Origin of the sequence: Nitrospira sp. (assembly GCA_005116745.1) — a bacterium.
In the GTDB taxonomy this organism is placed as follows: domain Bacteria; phylum Nitrospirota; class Nitrospiria; order Nitrospirales; family Nitrospiraceae; genus Nitrospira_D.
This window is the reverse complement of record SWDS01000006.1, coordinates 581,044-597,444: the sequence shown is the minus strand read 5'-3', so window position 1 is coordinate 597,444 and position 16,401 is coordinate 581,044. Positions and strand designations below refer to the sequence as shown.

The following is a 16,401-nucleotide window of genomic DNA, read 5'->3' as shown; positions in this document are numbered from 1 at the left end:
ACGCACTTTATCACCTTTCCGTCCACTATCAATCACTTTATGGAAAAACCGGAGCAGGTCCGCCAGATCAATCCAAAACCCGCAATTGAGACAGCGCGCGTATATCCGCCGATTGACGAGGGTATAATGACGCTCCACCAGCATAAATCCCTTGCACTTGAGGCACTCCATACATGTCCCGTTCTCTCCGATTACCGAATGCGATTCATGATGAGCGCGACGCATCCGGCGAGCAAGCCACCGCCCAGGAGCGTCGTGCCAAAGTACACCAAGACATTGGTGCCCCCAGCCGGTTGAGTCCCTTCCCACAAATCCCGAACCCCACCCTGCACCATCAGGACGGAAAGGGTCAAGAGAGCCCCAATCATGAACCACCATGCAAAGGATCGAAACGCCATCGTAATGCCTGATAATCGCGGGCAGTTTTCCTCACCGGCAACTCTAGCGAAGGCCCTCCTGGCTGTCAAGAATAGTCAGTGATTGCTCGCGTCCGACTCTCGTGCCTTCGATGTCGCAACGGATTTGAGTCCACGGTGAAGAAAGATCGAGACGCTGCCACTCCCGTTATCGGCGATGGCCAGCCCCGGTTCTTCCAGCGCAGAGGTTATGACATGAAAGGACGAAAGAGCAAACGGACCGGACTTCGTGCGGTAATTTCTCGGTGGGTAATGGAAGGTCCCATCGCCTTTCCCGAATAAGATCGACAAGTCATTGGACTGGAGATTGACGATCGCGACATCCTCGATCCTATCGCCATTGAAATCTCTCGCCAACCCAAAGTTCGGACCGGCATCAGCCCCGGAATCCTTACCGGATCGGAATGTCGCGTTGCCGTTTCCAAGAAATGTCGTGAAGCTGTCCTTCTCTCCGTTGATGACCAGTAGATCTCTGTGATGATCGTTATTGAAGTCGGCAAAACTTACGCCAAGAGGTCGACGGCCTGTCGAATAGTCTGTGGGCTCCCGAAAAGAACCGTCGCCATTCCCGAGCCAAATGGAGACGGCATTCGACATCGGGCCTCCATTCGTCACCACCATGTCTAGCTTCCCATCGGCATCAAGATCGGAGAGGGCAACGGATGTGGGAGTATCTCCATGTTCGTACTGAACCCCGTGTCGAAATTCACCGGTCCCGTTCCCTAGAAAAATTTTGACTTTGTCGTTCCGTAGAGCAACGACAAGATCCGTATGATGGTCGCGGTTGATATCGTTGGCGGCCAGTGCAATGGGTGCACGATGGACCGGATAACGTGGTCCCTCTTCAAACTTGCCATCTCCATGCCCGAGCAAGATCATGATTTCGTCGCCACCGGAGCACGCCAAGGCCACATCAGCATGTCGGTCCTGATTGAAGTTGCCCATCACGAGGGAACGTGGTTCCTGACAGACATTCAGCTGGATCTGATCTCTGAATGTCCCATCTCCATTCCCTAACAGGATCGAGAGGGTATTACTCGCAATATTGGTGGTGACCAGATCGGTGAACGAGTCATGATTGAGGTCCTCGGCGACAATCGTGGTTGGATTCTTACCGACCTTGTAGCTGGCAAAATAATAAAAAGGATCAGGTGGGTTATACGGATCGCTTTTGGAACAGGCCCACAGAACATGCCCAATGAGAAGGAACAGCCATAGCAGGGAAAGAAACGGCCTGGCTGCATAGGGTTTCCGTTCGATATCAATCGTCACATCGTCTCCGATACCCGAACTCTGCTCGCCCAATGGGCCTATGATGGTCGAATCAAAAGGCCCAGTATACAGAGGCGGTCTTCCCACTCGCAATCTTCAGCAAGCCGTCATCAGCCTTTGAATTTTGCCTGCCGCTTACGTTATGATGCGACGTTACTTTTAGGAGGAAGATTATGAGCAAAATTGTGAACGTTGATATCACGATGTACGGGATTGCCGAAGTTCTCAACTGGTGTCATGATCGAAACAAGGGGCGTATCCCTGGCGTTGATACCCTGGGCTTCAAAAAAATGCAGGAGCTGTTGGCGGAGAAGCCGCAATCGGCGGATTATTTTACGCTTGATCAGTTCTGGAAGAAGAAGGTGACGCTACCCTTAACCGAAGACGAAGTTTCGATGATTGATCGTTGTCTCTACGACATTCCCAATTTAGACAACGAACCGCTCCCGCAAATTCGGCACAAGTTTTGGCCCCAGCAGGTGGGAGCCCATTAGAAGAGAATCTTCGATACGAATTGGTTGTGTATTTCCGGGGAACACGTTGGAATTGACGGACGAGAAGCTTCGTCTGATTAGAGTGTTCCCTCGCCTTTGAGATAGCTGCGGAAACGCTCCATGAGATCGGCTCCCAGAGTCCTGCCGTCAGGTTTCTTTGTCGACGGGTCGGCAAAGTGTCCACGGATTTCCTGAAGACGTTTCTCCGCCTGATCATTCCCCTGCAAACGCTTGGTTTTCTGGAGAGCGGTTTCAAAGGCATCGAACGTCAATTCATGATAGCCGAACGAGCGGATGCGCTTGACGGCTTTCATCATCGCCTGATTCCGAAATGTCGTCAAATGGTCTGAGTCAACTTCTTTCAACCCCAACTTGCGTGCACGCCGTTCGGCTGCTTTGCGGATACCGCTACGGACAAAATCAGGAGACGTTTGAAGCCGCTTCCAGGCTTCATCCGTCCATGCCATTCGTTCCTGCGGTGCTTCCCAGAGTTCATGCAGGATCTGTTCATCGATGCGGGTGAGGCCCCGTTCTCTGGCCAGATCCTCACTATCTCGTTTCAGCATATCCGTCACAAAGTCCATTGCGATGGGCGGCGAGTGCTTTAACTTGTCTTGCAGTAGCGCCACCGCTTCCTCGGTCCATTCCATCGGGGGGCCGCTCTCCTCGCGGAGGTCACCAAGCGCTTCCACTTTTTCAAACAGCTCGACATTCACTTCGAGATGCCCCCGCTCCTTCGCAATTTCCTCCGCAATCTGCTTGATCATCGCGCGCATGAACTCGGGTACCATACCCAACCGCTCCTTCGCGGCGGCAGTCCATGGCAGGCGGCCATTAGCCATCTCATCGACAGCGGAGGCCATGCCGGCCTCACCGCCCATGCGTCCCATCATCTGTCCTTTAAACTGCTCAAGAATCTCCTCGGTGATTTCCTCGTACCCCAATTCTCGCGCTTTTGTTTCAGCCAAGCGACGGACCATGCCACGCAGAAATATTGGGGCGCGCTCCATGCGTTTGAGAGCACCGTCAGTCCAGCGGACGTCCGTGGTATTCGCCTGCGAAGAATCTGATACCGACATGGATTCCCCTTTCAACCAGACAATCGCTACTGTTGGTTGAGCAATTCCTTCAGCTCTTTGCCGGCCTTGAAAAATGGGACTCGCTTGGCCGGTACCGCAACCGTCTCTCCGGTCTTTGGATTGCGCCCTTCTTTCATTCGACGAGCCCGCAGACGAAAGCTGCCGAAGCCACGGATCTCAGTTTTATCGCCATTTTTCAGCGAATCCCTGACACAATCGAAAATGGTGTTGATCACTACTTCGGCCTGTCGCTTCGTCAGCGTGGTGACTTGCTCAGAAACTTTCTCAATGATCTGCGCCTTGGTCATCTCCACCCTCCCTTCGCCGCGATAACCGCCACACCTTCATGGCCACAGCTAGAAGGCCATAAGATACTTCAAATTCACACCCGGCTGAACATCCAACTTAGGGAACAGCATGCTGAGTTTCGAGTCCAGAATTTCACGAAGGGAAAAGCGACGGCGAGGCTCGATGACCTTCGGTTCCCCTTCGATCCCGACGACTTCCGCAGCCAGTTGAATGGCATCTTCCAAGTCGCCGAGTTCGTCGACCAGCTTGGCTTCCTTAGCCTGACGTCCGGTAAAGATTCGACCGTCGGCCAGCGCTTGAGCAGCCCGGAGTTCGAGTGAACGGCCTTCCGCTACCGCCTCGATAAACTGCTTATGGACATCATCCATCACGCCCTGCAACAAGCCTCTTTCATCCGCACTCATCTTACGAAGTGGAGAACCGACATCCTTATACTTTCCGCTCTTAATGACGACCCCCTCCACACCGATCTTCTGGAGTAACCCTTCCACATTGGCCGTTTCCATGATGACGCCGATACTACCGGTCAGAGTCCCAGGATTAGCCACAATCCGATCCGTTGCGGCAGCGATGTAATATCCTCCCGATGCGGCGACACTTCCCATTGACGCGATCACCGCCTTGTTGTGCTTACTTCTGACCCGCTTGACGGCATTATAAATCTCTTGTGATGGCACAACGCCGCCTCCAGGACTATCAATTCTAATGACGATGGCCTTGATGGAAGGATTTTCGCTGAATCGCTTCAGCTCCCCAATGGTCGTCTGAGAGTCCAAAATGACTCCCTCAACTCGAATCAGAGCGATGCGGTCCTCAGTGGATAAATCGAGGTCGGGGAACAAGAGATTGATCAGAATCAGGACCCCCAGCCCTACTGCGAAAAGCCAAAAGGCTTTCCGCAGTAGATGGCGTTTGGGAGGCTGTTCCGCTGGTGTCACTTCATCCGCCATTGACCATATCCCACATCGTTCACAAAACCGATCGACTTAGTTTTGGTCGTCCGGTTGCGACCGCTTCCGGCTCTGTTTGGCCGCCCGCCCCAGACTCTGGTCCAGCACACCTTGTGTTGAGTGATAGTCGTCAACCTGCTTACGCTCCCAATCCTGTTGATGGTCCCGAAGACTGAGTGCGATTTTGCGTTCCTCTCGATCGACCTTGATTATCTTCGCCGTCACGTCATCCTGCAACTTAAACTTTTCTTCGAGCTTCGCAGAGGGTTCAAGACCAGATTCGCTGACATGGATTAAGCCTTCCACCCCAGCGTCCAACTCGATAAAGATTCCAAAATCAGCGACTTTCGACACCTTGCCGGTCACTGAATCCCCGATGTGATAGCGCGCTGGAATCGCCTCATCCCACGGATCACGCGCCAACTGTTTATAGCCCAACGAGAGCCGTTCTTTTTCTTTGTCGATACGTAACACAATCGCTTCCACTTTTTGTCCTTTTTTGAACAACTCAGAGGGATGCTTGATGTGCTTCGTCCACGACATGTCGGAAATATGAATGAGCCCGTCAATCCCCTCTTCAAGTCCAATGAAGGCACCGAAATCAGTCAGGCTCTTTACCTTTCCCTCAATACGAGTCCCGACCGGATATTTGCCTTCGATCATGTCCCAGGGATTGGGCGCCGTTTGTTTCATGCCTAATGAGATCTTGCGGCTCGCGGGGTCGACATTGAGCACCGCGGCTTCCACTTGATCACCAACCGCGACGACTCTCGATGGGTGTCGGACTTCGTGCGTCCACGACATCTCGGAAACGTGCACTAATCCCTCGACACCCGGCTCGAGCTCTACGAACGCTCCGTAATCGGTCAGACTGACCACACGACCACGGACTCTGGTGCCAATCGGATACTTACCGGCTACATTGGTCCAGGGATCCGCACTCTTCTGCTTGAGCCCGAGAGAAATGCGACCGGTTTCGCGATCGTACTTCAGAACGGTGACTTCGGCTTTATCTCCCACCGTAAACAGTTCCGATGGGTGTCCAACTCGCCCCCACGACATGTCGGTGATGTGCAACAACCCGTCAATCCCGCCGAGATCAATGAACGATCCGTAGTCGGTGATGTTTTTGACGGTCCCCTGGATGAGTTGTCCTTCCTTGAGCGTAGCCAGCGTTGTCTGCCGCTTTTTATCCCTGGTTTCTTCCAACAACACACGCCTTGACACGACCACATTCCCTCGCCGGTGGTTGATCTTGATGATCTTCAGGGGGAAGGTCTTTCCAACGAGCCCATCCAGATCACGAACTGGATGAAGATCGATTTGCGAGCCGGGCAAGAACGCTTTGACACCAATATCGACCATCATGCCGCCTTTGATGCGTGAGACAATCTTCCCTTCTATGCTCTTCTCTTCCTTGTGGAGAGTCTCGAGTTCCTCCCAAATTTTCATCTTGTCGGCTTTTTCCTTGGAAAGGACAAGATTGCCGTCTGCGTCTTCACATTCTTCGATATAGACTTGGACCCGGTCACTGATCTTAAGATTCTGAAGCTCCTCGGAAGAGAACTGATCAGTCGGAATCATACCTTCTGATTTGTACCCGATATCGATGACGACCTTGTCCTTGGTCAGGGCCACGACCCGACCCTCGGTAATCGTGCCTTCTTCAAGGTTCCGAAAAGTTTCTTCGTATAACGCGGCTAATGCATCGCGGTCTAACTGAGCGTCACTGCTGTTGGATACCGTACTCATATGAACGTCCTACCTCTTCCGACTATTGTCGGGTGCTGATGGTGAAGTCACCGGGCTCACTCAGCGTTGTGAGCGTCGGTGGTTGGCCTGTTGGGTGTGTCGGGAGCCAGGTCGTCCTTCTCCTTTGGAGCAAGAACTTGACCTAAGGCTGCAATGTGCTCGATCACCGTACGGCTGACCTGTTGATAGAACTGTTTCGCTTCTGCCCTCTCTTTTTGTTTTCCTGGTTCGAACTGAATGGGTTCCCCAAATCGTACTGTAACCTGACGCAACCGAGGCCAGCGAGCCCCGATGGGCAGCACGTCAAAGGTTCCTTTCAAATAGGCTGGAACGACTGGGCACCCGGTCTGGGACACAATCACTCCGATACCTGCTTTCGGAGGCCGGAGGTGGCCATCATGGCTGCGACCGCCTTCCGGAAAAATGACCACCACATGCCCTGCTCGAATCAGGTTGATCGCTTTCCCAAACGCCTCTCGGTCGAGACGTCCCAGCCTCACCGGTATCCAGCCCAACGCCTGCAACAGACCGTTCAACACCGGGACCGGAAACAAGTCGTTTCGTCCCAAGTACCAGGCCCTCCGACGCATCCCACAGCCCAATAGTGGAATATCGAGGTAGCTGGCATGGTTTGCCGCGATCAGCATCCCTCCGGTCTGAGGAACCTGACCTTCGACACGATACCGAAAGCACATCCAGCTGACGGCGCGCGCCAACACCCACAGACATCCGTAGAGAACCCCACTCACGACCCGGTCGACATAGCCGCGATCATCTGCTCCACTACTTGATCAGGGCTCAGGGTAGACGTATCGATGAATCGTGCGTCATCTGCTGGAACCAATGGATCGATCGAACGGGTCCGATCGCGCTGGTCTCGGTCCGACAGATCTTGAGACGTGGCTTCAACCGTCTCCCCACGACCCACGGCAACCAATTCACGGTGTCGTCGCGCGACTCGTACCGTCGCATCTGCCTCTAAGAAAAACTTGAACGGTGCAGAGGGAAACACCTTTGTGCCGATATCCCGTCCCTCCGCAACCACTGACCCTCGTTGGCTGATCTGACGCTGGATCGGTAACAGCCATTCACGGACGGCGGGGATAGCAGACACAATAGAAGCTGCCGTCGTGACTTCGGGCGTACGAAGATCCCTTGTCACGTCCAAGCCATCGACCAAGACCTGCACCAGGCCCTGTTGAAACTGCATGTGAATCGAGGTGACTGGGAGAAGTGTCGTCACCTGCACCTGATCAGTCGGACGGATTCTCAACTGCAAGGCTTTCCATGCGAGGGCTCGGTACAGTGCCCCTGTATCAAGGTAGAGGTAGCCAAGACGAGCCGCCAATAATTTGGCTACTGTACTCTTGCCCACCCCTGCTGGTCCATCAATCGCGATAATCACTCAGTCCCCTTACTTCTCGAACCGTATCGTTTGTCCCACCACTCTCACCCAGGTTGGGTCAACAGATCGGTGAGTGTCTTTTCAAAGTTTGGAAATGACGTATCCACGCAGCTCGTATCAGCAATCGTCATACTCTGCTCCGCCGTCAGCCCACCGATGGCGAGAGACATGGCCACACGATGGTCTCCATGGCTTTGGGCCTTGCCCGCCGCGTTCAGCCTGCCGTTCTCTCCTCCTTGGCCTAATCCGCGGATGATCATCCCGTCAGGCCGTTCTTCGATAAGCGCTCCCATAGCCTGCAACTCGCGACTCATGGTCGCAATTCGGTCGCTCTCTTTGACCCGTAGTTCCTCGGCTCCGGAAATCACCGTGTCCCCCTCCGCCACAGAAGCAGCCACACACAGCACGGGAAATTCATCGATCGTCTTCGGGATAAGATCATGACCGATGGTCACGCCTTTCAGCGCGGATGACTTCACGCGGAGATCCGCAACCGGTTCGCCAGCCGCTTCTCGCAAACCCAGAACCTGAATGTCGGCTCCCATCTTCCTCATGACATCAATGAGACCGGTTCTGGTTGGATTCATGCCGACATTGTAAATGGTGATATCAGACCCCTGTACAATCGTCGCGCCGACGATGAGAAATGCGGCTGCCGAGAAATCACCAGGAATGGTCACATGAACGCCTCGCCATCCGACCGATGGTCGTCCATGCAAGACCAGCACACCGTCTTCTCGGGCAAGAGGGATGCCGAAGAACTGAAACATCCGCTCAGTATGGTCTCGCGAGAGACGTGGTTCCCGATACCGGGTCGCCCCTTGAGCAAAGAGGCCCGCGAGCAGGATCGACGACTTAATCTGTGCGCTGGCCACGGGGGAGGTGTACTCAATGGCGTGGAGGCCTGTCCCTGTAATCGCCAATGGCGCCAGCTCTCCTCCCTTACGGCCTCCAATAGCCGCCCCCATCTCACGCAGCGGCTTGACGACCCGGCCCATAGGACGCCGTCTGATCGATTCATCGCCCGTGAGGATCGAGAAAAAATCTTGTCCGGCCAGAAGGCCCGTAAGCAGACGGATGCCGGTCCCAGAGTTGCCGCAATCGATCGGGCCAGTTGGTTCAGAGAGCCCCCAAAACCCCTTCCCACAGACGGTCAATTCGCTCGGAGTCTGGGTAATAGGAATCCCCATTCCCTGAAGAGCCCTCATCGTGTTCAGACAATCCTCTCCCTGGCAATAGCCCGTAACCGTGCTCGTCCCTTCTCCCAGTGCGGTGAGGATGATCGCCCGATGGGTGAGCGACTTGTCACCAGGAACGGTGGTTGTTCCCTTCAGTGGCCGGCCCGGGGTGATCGTCAATGATGTCATGAGTGGCCCCGAGAGGGACGATTCAACTTCTCACGTTCGCCTTTGGCCCGTTCGAGCAACTTTTCGATTCCAGCAGCATCCCTATCTTTAATCAGTTGCTTCACGTTTTCCAGGGCCCGTACATATCTGTCGATATAGGACACGACATTATCCGGATTCCACAAGAAAATGTCTCGCCACATTTCCGGAGAACTCGCGGCGATCCTGGTCGTATCCCGTAAGCCTCCTCCGGAGTGGCCGGCAAGATCCAATGAGGGGACCTGCTGATCGCGAAGCTCGGCTAGGGCATTCATCAGTGCAAAGGCGGCCACATGGGGCAGATGACTGACGGCTCCCAGGATTTGGTCGTGCAGATGCGGATCCATCGTTAAGACAATCGAACCGGCTTCTTCCCACAGCTGCCTCACCCGATCAAGTGCCGCCGGATCGGTTCGTGTTGTTGGCGTCAGAATACAGCGTGCGCCCGTGAACAGTTGATCGGACCCGGCCGCGACTCCCGTCTTTTCTTTTCCCGCGATGGGATGGGCCCCGACAAAGTGCACGCCTGCCGGCATCGCCGCTTCTGACTGTTCAACCAAGGTGCCTTTCACACTGCCCACATCACTAACGATCGCAGTAGGAGCAAGGCAATGGGCCCATTCATGGAGATGTCGCTCATACGTATCGACCGGTGTCGCAAGCACCACTAAATCCGCTCCACGCACACCCTCTTGAGGATCAGCCACGTATCGATCGATCGCACCTAACGCAACCGCAGTCTTGAGATTTTCGACACGCCGGCCGACGCCGACGACGTGATCAGCCAAGGCCTTCCTCCGGAGGATCATCCCGAGTGATCCACCGATCAACCCCACACCAATGATGGCAACCTGCTTGAAATGAACGGCCATACTGGCGTTACAGCTCTCTGTCTACAGCTTTCGCGATTTTCCTGAGATCAGCCATCAAGGCTTTGAACTTCGAGGGCTTGATGGATTCTTCACCATCACACAGCGCACACTCAGGGTTCGAGTGAACTTCGATGAGCAGGCCATCAGCACCGGCCGCGACCGCCGCTTTTGACATCGGAGCCACGAGATCCCACTTTCCCGTAGCATGGCTGGGGTCAACGATGACCGGGAGATGCGAGAGCTCTTTTAATGTTGGAATAGCCGCGAGATCCAGTGTATTGCGATATTGCGTTTCGAATGTACGGATGCCCCGTTCGCATAACATCACGTTCTGGTTACCGCGGGACATGATGTATTCGGCCGACAGCAGAAACTCCTTGATGGTCGCCGACAGGCCCCGCTTTAAGAGCACCGGCTTGTCGTACGCGCCGACCTCCTTGAGGAGCTCGAAGTTCTGCATGTTCCGCGCGCCAATCTGAATAATGTCCGCCTTCTCGAGAAAGAGCTCGATGTCCCTGGTATCAAGAATCTCACTGACAACCGGCAACCCCGTTTGCTTCTTGGCTTCAACCAAATAGTCGAGCCCTTCACGACCCAACCCTTGAAAGGAATACGGTGACGTTCTGGGCTTATAGGCTCCACCACGAAGAATCGTGGCCCCAGAAGCCTTCACTTCATGTGCGATTCCAACCGTGAGCTCCAGTCGCTCGACTGCGCAGGGTCCCGCCATAATGACAAGTTGTTTGGCGCCGATTTTGACACCACCGACATCGATGATCGTCGCTTCCTTCTTAAACTCACGGCTGACCAGTTTCCACGGTGCTAAGATCGGCAGAACACTTTCTACCCCAGGGAGCGCCGTTAAGGGCTGATTGTGCAGGATTCGGTCATCACCGATGACACCGATAATGGTGCGTTCCTGGCCCGTGGAGATTTGCGATTTTAAGCCCAGATCCCGCAGTCGGTCGATAATGTGGTCAACTTCACTTTCCGAAGCTTCTGGTTTCAAGACGATGATCATAATTCCCTCACTCTATTTCTTCCCTGCCTCCATCCAAGATGTTCTTGAGAGCTTGGAGGAAGGCAACATTTTCGTCCGGTTGACCGATGGTGACGCGAATCATCGCTCCTTCGATATGCCGCACAATAATCCCCTTTCGCAGCAGTGCGTCGAACACCAGTCGCCCATCCTGCTTCGCATCAAAGTAGAGAAAGTTTGCCTCACTCGGGATCGAAGTTATTCCGAGCGCGCGCAGCCCTTGTTCCATCTGCGCCATCCCAGCCTCGTTGACGGCCCGGCTCTTGGCCACATGCGCGTCATCGCCCAAGGCAGCCAGCGCGGCCTTCTGAGCCAGACTGTTGGCATTGAATGGCGGCCGAATCCTATTCAGGAAGTCGATCACCTCGGGTGTGCTGATGCCGTATCCAATTCGTAGCCCCGCCAGTCCATAGATCTTGGAGAAGGTCCGCAAGATAATCGCGTTCCTCCCCTGCTTCACATACGCCAGCGCATCGGGGAATTGCGGATTGCGGACATACTCGAAATAGGCTTCGTCGAATACTACGATGACATCCTTAGGCACGTTGGCCATGAGGCGATCGACCGCGTCCGCCGAGACCATTGTCCCGGTGGGATTATTGGGATTGCAGAGAAAGAGCAATCGAGTCCGCGGCGTCACAGCCCGTACCATCGACGCAAGGTCATGAGTCCAATTGGCAAGAGGCACGACCACCGGTTTGCCGTGGACAGCGGTGACCTCCATCTTATAGATCACGAACGTGTGATCGGCCATGATGGCTTCATCGCCAGGCGTCAAGAACGTTCTCGCCAACAACCCAAGGATCTCGTCCGAGCCATTGCCCAAAATGACTTGCTCACGTCCCACTTTCCACCGATCAGCAAGGCCCTGCCGAAGCTGATAGGCACCACCGTCCGGATATCGATGCAGCATATCCTGCGCACCGGTCAACGCGGCCAAGGCCTTCGGTGAAGGGCCGAGCGGGTTCTCATTGGAAGCAAGTTTGATCACGCGGGTGAGCCCAAGCTCACGCTGAAGCTCATCGATTGGTTTGCCAGGAACGTACGGGCTCAGAGATTGGATATCGGGATGGACGTGCAGTGTCATGGTCAGTCGTGAACCGGGTAGGATCCTAAAATCTTCATAAAGAGGCAGCGGGCCTTCACCTCTTCAATCGCTCTATTCACGCGCTCCTCACTTCTATGTCCCTCAACATCCACAAAGAAAATATACTCCCACGCTTTGCGCTGGGAGGGACGGGATTCTATCTTGGTCATATTGAGGCCGTGGGAAGCGAACGGGCGGAGCAGATCATAGAGCGCGCCAACTTTATCCTTCACCGATAACATCACCGACGTCTTATCTTTCCCTGTTCGCTCTGACGGCCTCTGCGACAGGATAAGAAAGCGGGTGACATTATTGAGGTTATCCTCAATACGGGCCTTAATGACTTTCAGCCCATAAAGCTGGCTAGCCAATTCCGATGCAATAGCGGCCGAGGCGGGCTCATCGATACACAGCTCGGCAGCCCGCGCCGTGCTTGCCACTTCAACCGCTGGCACATGCGGAAGATTGGTTTCGAGCCAGTTTCGGCATTGCGCAAGGGCATGTGGATGAGAATTGATTTTTTTCACATCCTCGATAAGACCAGATTTCGAGAGGAGGTGGTGTGAGACCTCCTGAAGAATCTCTCCATAGATCAGCAAGTTGGAATCCATAAACATGTCGAGGGTGTGATTCACGACACCCTCCGTGGTGTTTTCGATTGGCACTACACCGAAATTGGCCCGGCCTCGCTCAACCTCGCTGAAGACCTCTTTAATACTGTAGACAGGCACATACTGGACGGACGACCCGAATTTCTGCATGCAGGCCATGTGCGTAAAGGTGGCTCGTGGTCCCAAATATGCGACCTTCTGGGGAGACTCAAGCGACAAGGAAGCCGACATGATTTCTCGATAGACTGATCGGATGGCCTCGCTGGGGAAAGGGCCGCTGTTGAGTTTCGTGAGTCGTTCGATGATCTCAGCCTCCCGCCCAGCAGTATGGAGGTTGGCATCAGCATTTTTTTCTTTCTTGATTCTTCCAATTTCGATGACGCTCTTCGACCGCTCATTGAGCAGTCGAATGATTTCGTCATCAATCCGATCGATTTCCTTACGATATTCAGACATATCTTTGGGCATGCTGAGTCTCGCCTCGGACACCTACTTGCATGAGGGATTTCCCATCCCCGTCAGGGATAGTAGATCATGGAAACAAGTCAGGAATTCTACAGGAACGATTGAATCTATTGCAAGGATAGCGCTTGGATATCAGGAGCTTGAAACGTTGGAAGGCCCGAGGTTTACATCAGCAATTGAGACGGACGCTTAAAGTGATCGTAGGCCAAACGAGTCACTTGCCGGCCACGACCGGTACGATCCAGAAAGCCAGCTTGGATCAGGTAGGGCTCATACACATCCTCGATCGTGCCCTTGTCTTCCTGAACAGCGGCAGCCAAGGACTCCACCCCGACCGGTCCTCCATTGAACTTTTCGATGATCGTGAGAAGGATTTTGCGATCCATATCGTCGAAACCCGCCTCATCGACCCCGACCCAGGCTAACCCCTCCTTGGCCACCTGTTCGGTAATATGCCCGTCCGCCTTAATTTGGGCATAGTCTCTGATGCGCTTAATCAGCCGATTCACAATTCGTGGTGTTCCACGGGCTCGGCGTGATATTTCCGCAGCGCCTGCCCGGTCAATCCCAACCCCTAAGACTCCGGCTGAGCGCGTCACAATCGCCTCTAGCTCGGACGGCCCATAGAACTCCAGCCGATAGACTAAGCCGAATCGGTCCCGCAGTGGGGAGGTAAGGGAACCGGCCCTGGTCGTCGCGCCCACGAGCGTAAAGGGCGGCAGATCAAGCTTGACGGTCCTCGTGGCAGGCCCCTGTCCGATGACCAGATCAAGCTGAAAGTCCTCCATCGCCGGATAGAGCGCCTCTTCAACAGACGCGGGTAGGCGATGAATCTCATCGATAAAGAGCACATCATATTCCTGAAGATTGGTTAGAATCGCCGCCAAGTCACCGGCATGGGCTAAGACCAAGCCTGACGTTGACCGCAAAGCCGCGCCCATTTCTTTCGCGATAATATGTGCGATGGTCGTCTTCCCGAGACCGGGCGGTCCGTAGAAGATAGCGTGGTCAAGCGCCTCACCCCGCTGCTTGGCCGCTTCGATACAGACTCGCAGCGACTCCTTCATTTTCTCTTGGCCAACGTACTCATCCAGTGTCTGAGGTCGAAGGACGTTCTCCTGACCTCGTTCTTCGTCCGTGGCGCGATTGGTCACGACCCGCTCGGTCATGATACGACACCCATCCCTACTTGCCCTCCGGCATCTGTTGATACTTCGGCGGGGACGAAAGCGTCCCTTGACCAGGCTGAGCCGCACTGCCGCAGTCAGGAGGACACCTCTTAAAACCCTGGGTCGAGTCCGGAAAATTCTGCTCCATTTTCCTCAACTGGCATTGCGACAGCCTGCCACCATCCTTGGTCCCGCACCGAGCGGGCACTGAGGAACCACCAATTTCGGCATACCCCTCAGGACAGGATCCGCACACACCCAGCATATTGGCTCCCAACGGCACACATTGAACGAGCGTCGGATCGCCGTCTTTGCAGATTTCCGGAGCTTGGGTGACACCGGTCGTCGCATACCCATCGGGACAGCTTCCACAGGTCATTCTGATGCTCTTGGGCTCTTGAACCTCTTCTGCAAGCCCTACGGATGGCACCATGACCACGAGTGCAATCCCCATTAAGCCGTTACGCAGGAACAGTTTCGCACCATTCTTCGCGTAGAATGACATCTGCTTACCCCCTTCCAAGCTCCTTGAGCCCTTCACGAATGAGCTCCTTCAACGCCAACGAGCCTGTCGCAGCCTTTGTGGCCCGCTTTAAGGCTTCCTTGGCATCCTGGGCACGATAGCCCAAGTTTATCAGAGCGGAGAGGGCGTCCTCATACGGGCCATCCACGGCGGAGGTGTCAGTGGTCGCAAGCCGAGACGAACCGCCCTGGATTTTGCCAATCTTATCTTTCAGTTCAAGCACAATGCGGCCCGCCGATTTTTTGCCGATGCCTGGAACGGTCGCCAGCTTCTCGACATCCTCGGTTTGGATCGCATGGATCAGGTCCGTGATCGGCAAACTCGAGAGCACGCTCAGCGCCAGCTTCGGTCCGATTCCCGACACGCTAGTCAGCAGCAAAAACGATTCCTTCTCGCTTTGCGACAGAAAGCCGAAGAGCTGGATCGCATCTTCCCGGAGATGCGTGTGAATATTCAGCGCGGTAACTTCGTCAAGATTCGGAAGGGCGTAATAGGTGCTGAGTGGAATATGAACTTCGTACCCGACCCCCTGCACATCGAGCGTGAGGTGGGTAGGTGCCTTGAATGCCAACCGCCCCGTGAGAAAGGCGATCATGTCGTCTGGTTATCCGAGTGCCATGACGGTGTTGGTTGGCCGACCTTGTTATCCTGCTGCGGTCGCGGCCACTTTCTCCATGATTTCGTCCGGGATATCAAAATTCGCGTGAACCTTCTGCACGTCATCATGCTCGTCCAAGATCTCCATCAACTTGAGCATTTGTTCGGCTGACTTTTCGTCCAAACGGATCGTGTTCTGCGGAATAAAGGTGATTTCGGCTAGGGCTGCGTCGATCTTGGCATCGACCAGTGCCTTCTTCACGGCTTCAAAATCGTGGGGGGTGGTGAGTACCTCATAACTTTTCTCACCGACTTTCACGTCTTCCGCCCCGGCGTCGAGGGCCAACGAAAGTAGCGTATCCTCCTCAACCTTCCCCTTCTCAATTGCCACGAGCCCCTTCTTATGAAACTGCCAGGCGACGGCACCCGCTTCCGACATATTGCCATGATTTTTCGTCAGGAGACTACGAATTTCCGCGACGGTCCGGTTCCGGTTGTCGCTCGTAATCTCGAGAAGTACGGCGGTCCCTCCGGGGCCATATCCTTCCAACTGAAATTCCTCGTACATCACACCAGGCAATTCCCCCGTCCCTCGCTGAACGGCCTTCTTCATCGTATCGCCAGGCATGTTGGCTTCCTTCGCCTTGGCGATCGCCAGGCGCAGTCGGGGATTAGCCTCAGGGTCACCACCGGATCGAGCCGCAATGGTCATCTCCCGGATGATTCGCGTGAAGATCTTCCCGCGCTTCGCATCCTGGGCGCCCTTGTGCCGTTTGATCGTGGACCAGTGACTATGTCCACCCATGTGATCCTCCTCTACGCCGGCCCGAACTTTGTGAGCTGGTTTGAGGTGCGTACGAAGACACTACCACCTCATTAAAGGCTAGACGTAACACAGGCCTCAGAAAGGTGTCAATTATGACGCAACCACCAAGTGAAGTGGCTATTCGAAATACAGAAGCAGCTGAATACCTAT

Annotated in this window: 18 protein-coding genes; 1 reads left to right on the top strand and 17 read right to left on the bottom strand. The window is 54.6% G+C overall.

Annotation, left to right across the window (positions count from 1 at the left end; genetic code table 11):
• Window positions 1-191: 191 nt before the first annotated feature.
• Both E8D52_08600 and E8D52_08595 read right to left on the bottom strand, forming a co-directional pair.
• The gene (locus tag E8D52_08600) at window positions 192-398 is read right to left on the bottom strand and encodes a hypothetical protein (GenBank protein ID TKB69027.1); all 207 of its coding nucleotides are present in this window, start codon (window positions 396-398) and stop codon (window positions 192-194) included.
• Window positions 399-473: 75 nt separating this feature from the next.
• Window positions 474-1,781, bottom strand: a complete 1,308-nt coding sequence (locus tag E8D52_08595) for a VCBS repeat-containing protein (GenBank protein TKB69026.1) — start codon at window positions 1,779-1,781, stop codon at window positions 474-476.
• Window positions 1,782-1,861: 80 nt separating this feature from the next.
• On the opposite strand from E8D52_08595, the gene E8D52_08590 reads away from it, so the two are divergent.
• A complete protein-coding gene (locus E8D52_08590) occupies window positions 1,862-2,182 on the top strand; it encodes a hypothetical protein (protein ID TKB69025.1) in 321 nt (106 codons plus the stop codon).
• 77 nt (window positions 2,183-2,259) lie between these two features.
• Here the strand turns inward: E8D52_08590 and E8D52_08585 are convergent, their stop codons facing one another.
• The 15 genes from E8D52_08585 to E8D52_08515 all read right to left on the bottom strand — a co-directional run bounded on the left by E8D52_08585 (window position 2,260) and on the right by E8D52_08515 (window position 16,230).
• Entirely contained in the window at window positions 2,260-3,261 is a 1,002-nt protein-coding gene (locus E8D52_08585) for a hypothetical protein (protein ID TKB69024.1), read from the bottom strand.
• Between the two features lie 26 nt (window positions 3,262-3,287).
• Window positions 3,288-3,569, bottom strand: a complete 282-nt coding sequence (locus E8D52_08580) for an integration host factor subunit beta (GenBank protein ID TKB69023.1) — start codon at window positions 3,567-3,569, stop codon at window positions 3,288-3,290.
• 48 nt (window positions 3,570-3,617) lie between these two features.
• Entirely contained in the window at window positions 3,618-4,520 is a 903-nt protein-coding gene (gene sppA / locus E8D52_08575) for a signal peptide peptidase SppA (protein TKB69022.1), read from the bottom strand.
• Window positions 4,521-4,556: 36 nt separating this feature from the next.
• Entirely contained in the window at window positions 4,557-6,272 is a 1,716-nt protein-coding gene (locus E8D52_08570) for a 30S ribosomal protein S1 (protein TKB69021.1), read from the bottom strand.
• 56 nt (window positions 6,273-6,328) lie between these two features.
• Window positions 6,329-7,021, bottom strand: coding sequence for a 1-acyl-sn-glycerol-3-phosphate acyltransferase (locus E8D52_08565; protein ID TKB69020.1), 693 nt, complete (start codon window positions 7,019-7,021; stop codon window positions 6,329-6,331).
• Window positions 7,018-7,677 (bottom strand): (d)CMP kinase, encoded by a 660-nt coding sequence (locus tag E8D52_08560; protein TKB69019.1) that lies wholly within the window; start codon window positions 7,675-7,677, stop codon window positions 7,018-7,020. The genes E8D52_08565 and E8D52_08560 overlap by 4 nt, the downstream gene beginning before the upstream one ends.
• A 44-nt stretch (window positions 7,678-7,721) precedes the next feature.
• Window positions 7,722-9,044 (bottom strand): 3-phosphoshikimate 1-carboxyvinyltransferase, encoded by a 1,323-nt coding sequence (aroA, locus tag E8D52_08555; GenBank protein TKB69018.1) that lies wholly within the window; start codon window positions 9,042-9,044, stop codon window positions 7,722-7,724.
• A complete protein-coding gene (locus tag E8D52_08550) occupies window positions 9,041-9,934 on the bottom strand; it encodes a prephenate dehydrogenase/arogenate dehydrogenase family protein (protein TKB69017.1) in 894 nt (297 codons plus the stop codon). Before E8D52_08550 ends, aroA begins: the two co-directional genes overlap by 4 nt.
• Before the next feature lie 7 nt (window positions 9,935-9,941).
• On the bottom strand, window positions 9,942-10,955 hold the full coding sequence (gene aroF / locus E8D52_08545; GenBank protein ID TKB69016.1) for a 3-deoxy-7-phosphoheptulonate synthase: 1,014 nt from the start codon (window positions 10,953-10,955) through the stop codon (window positions 9,942-9,944).
• A 7-nt stretch (window positions 10,956-10,962) separates the two neighbouring features.
• Window positions 10,963-12,060: a histidinol-phosphate transaminase gene (locus tag E8D52_08540; protein ID TKB69015.1), complete on the bottom strand. Its 1,098-nt coding sequence runs from the start codon at window positions 12,058-12,060 to the stop codon at window positions 10,963-10,965.
• A gap of 2 nt (window positions 12,061-12,062) precedes the next feature.
• The gene (pheA, locus tag E8D52_08535) at window positions 12,063-13,139 is read right to left on the bottom strand and encodes a prephenate dehydratase (protein TKB69014.1); all 1,077 of its coding nucleotides are present in this window, start codon (window positions 13,137-13,139) and stop codon (window positions 12,063-12,065) included.
• Window positions 13,140-13,300: 161 nt separating this feature from the next.
• Window positions 13,301-14,305: a Holliday junction branch migration DNA helicase RuvB gene (gene ruvB / locus E8D52_08530; GenBank protein TKB69013.1), complete on the bottom strand. Its 1,005-nt coding sequence runs from the start codon at window positions 14,303-14,305 to the stop codon at window positions 13,301-13,303.
• A 16-nt stretch (window positions 14,306-14,321) separates the two neighbouring features.
• Window positions 14,322-14,810, bottom strand: a complete 489-nt coding sequence (locus E8D52_08525) for a hypothetical protein (protein TKB69012.1) — start codon at window positions 14,808-14,810, stop codon at window positions 14,322-14,324.
• A gap of 4 nt (window positions 14,811-14,814) precedes the next feature.
• Window positions 14,815-15,423, bottom strand: coding sequence for a Holliday junction branch migration protein RuvA (gene ruvA, locus E8D52_08520; protein ID TKB69011.1), 609 nt, complete (start codon window positions 15,421-15,423; stop codon window positions 14,815-14,817).
• A 48-nt stretch (window positions 15,424-15,471) separates the two neighbouring features.
• A complete protein-coding gene (locus E8D52_08515; protein TKB69010.1) occupies window positions 15,472-16,230 on the bottom strand; it encodes a YebC/PmpR family DNA-binding transcriptional regulator in 759 nt (252 codons plus the stop codon).
• Window positions 16,231-16,401 lie beyond the last annotated feature (171 nt).

What these genes read in the sequence shown, in the direction of transcription:
- E8D52_08600 (TKB69027.1), bottom strand. Translation starts at nt 398, where the DNA reads ATGGCGTTTCGATCCTTTGCATGGTGGTTCATGATTGGGGCTCTCTTG.
- E8D52_08590 (TKB69025.1), top strand. Translation starts at nt 1,862, where the DNA reads ATGAGCAAAATTGTGAACGTTGATATCACGATGTACGGGATTGCCGAA.
- E8D52_08585 (TKB69024.1), bottom strand. Translation starts at nt 3,261, where the DNA reads ATGTCGGTATCAGATTCTTCGCAGGCGAATACCACGGACGTCCGCTGG.
- E8D52_08580 (TKB69023.1), bottom strand. Translation starts at nt 3,569, where the DNA reads ATGACCAAGGCGCAGATCATTGAGAAAGTTTCTGAGCAAGTCACCACG.
- sppA (TKB69022.1), bottom strand. Translation starts at nt 4,520, where the DNA reads ATGGCGGATGAAGTGACACCAGCGGAACAGCCTCCCAAACGCCATCTA.
- E8D52_08570 (TKB69021.1), bottom strand. Translation starts at nt 6,272, where the DNA reads ATGAGTACGGTATCCAACAGCAGTGACGCTCAGTTAGACCGCGATGCA.
- aroA (TKB69018.1), bottom strand. Translation starts at nt 9,044, where the DNA reads ATGACATCATTGACGATCACCCCGGGCCGGCCACTGAAGGGAACAACC.
- E8D52_08550 (TKB69017.1), bottom strand. Translation starts at nt 9,934, where the DNA reads ATGGCCGTTCATTTCAAGCAGGTTGCCATCATTGGTGTGGGGTTGATC.
- aroF (TKB69016.1), bottom strand. Translation starts at nt 10,955, where the DNA reads ATGATCATCGTCTTGAAACCAGAAGCTTCGGAAAGTGAAGTTGACCAC.
- E8D52_08540 (TKB69015.1), bottom strand. Translation starts at nt 12,060, where the DNA reads ATGACACTGCACGTCCATCCCGATATCCAATCTCTGAGCCCGTACGTT.
- pheA (TKB69014.1), bottom strand. Translation starts at nt 13,139, where the DNA reads ATGCCCAAAGATATGTCTGAATATCGTAAGGAAATCGATCGGATTGAT.
- ruvB (TKB69013.1), bottom strand. Translation starts at nt 14,305, where the DNA reads ATGACCGAGCGGGTCGTGACCAATCGCGCCACGGACGAAGAACGAGGT.
- E8D52_08525 (TKB69012.1), bottom strand. Translation starts at nt 14,810, where the DNA reads ATGTCATTCTACGCGAAGAATGGTGCGAAACTGTTCCTGCGTAACGGC.
- ruvA (TKB69011.1), bottom strand. Translation starts at nt 15,423, where the DNA reads ATGATCGCCTTTCTCACGGGGCGGTTGGCATTCAAGGCACCTACCCAC.
- E8D52_08515 (TKB69010.1), bottom strand. Translation starts at nt 16,230, where the DNA reads ATGGGTGGACATAGTCACTGGTCCACGATCAAACGGCACAAGGGCGCC.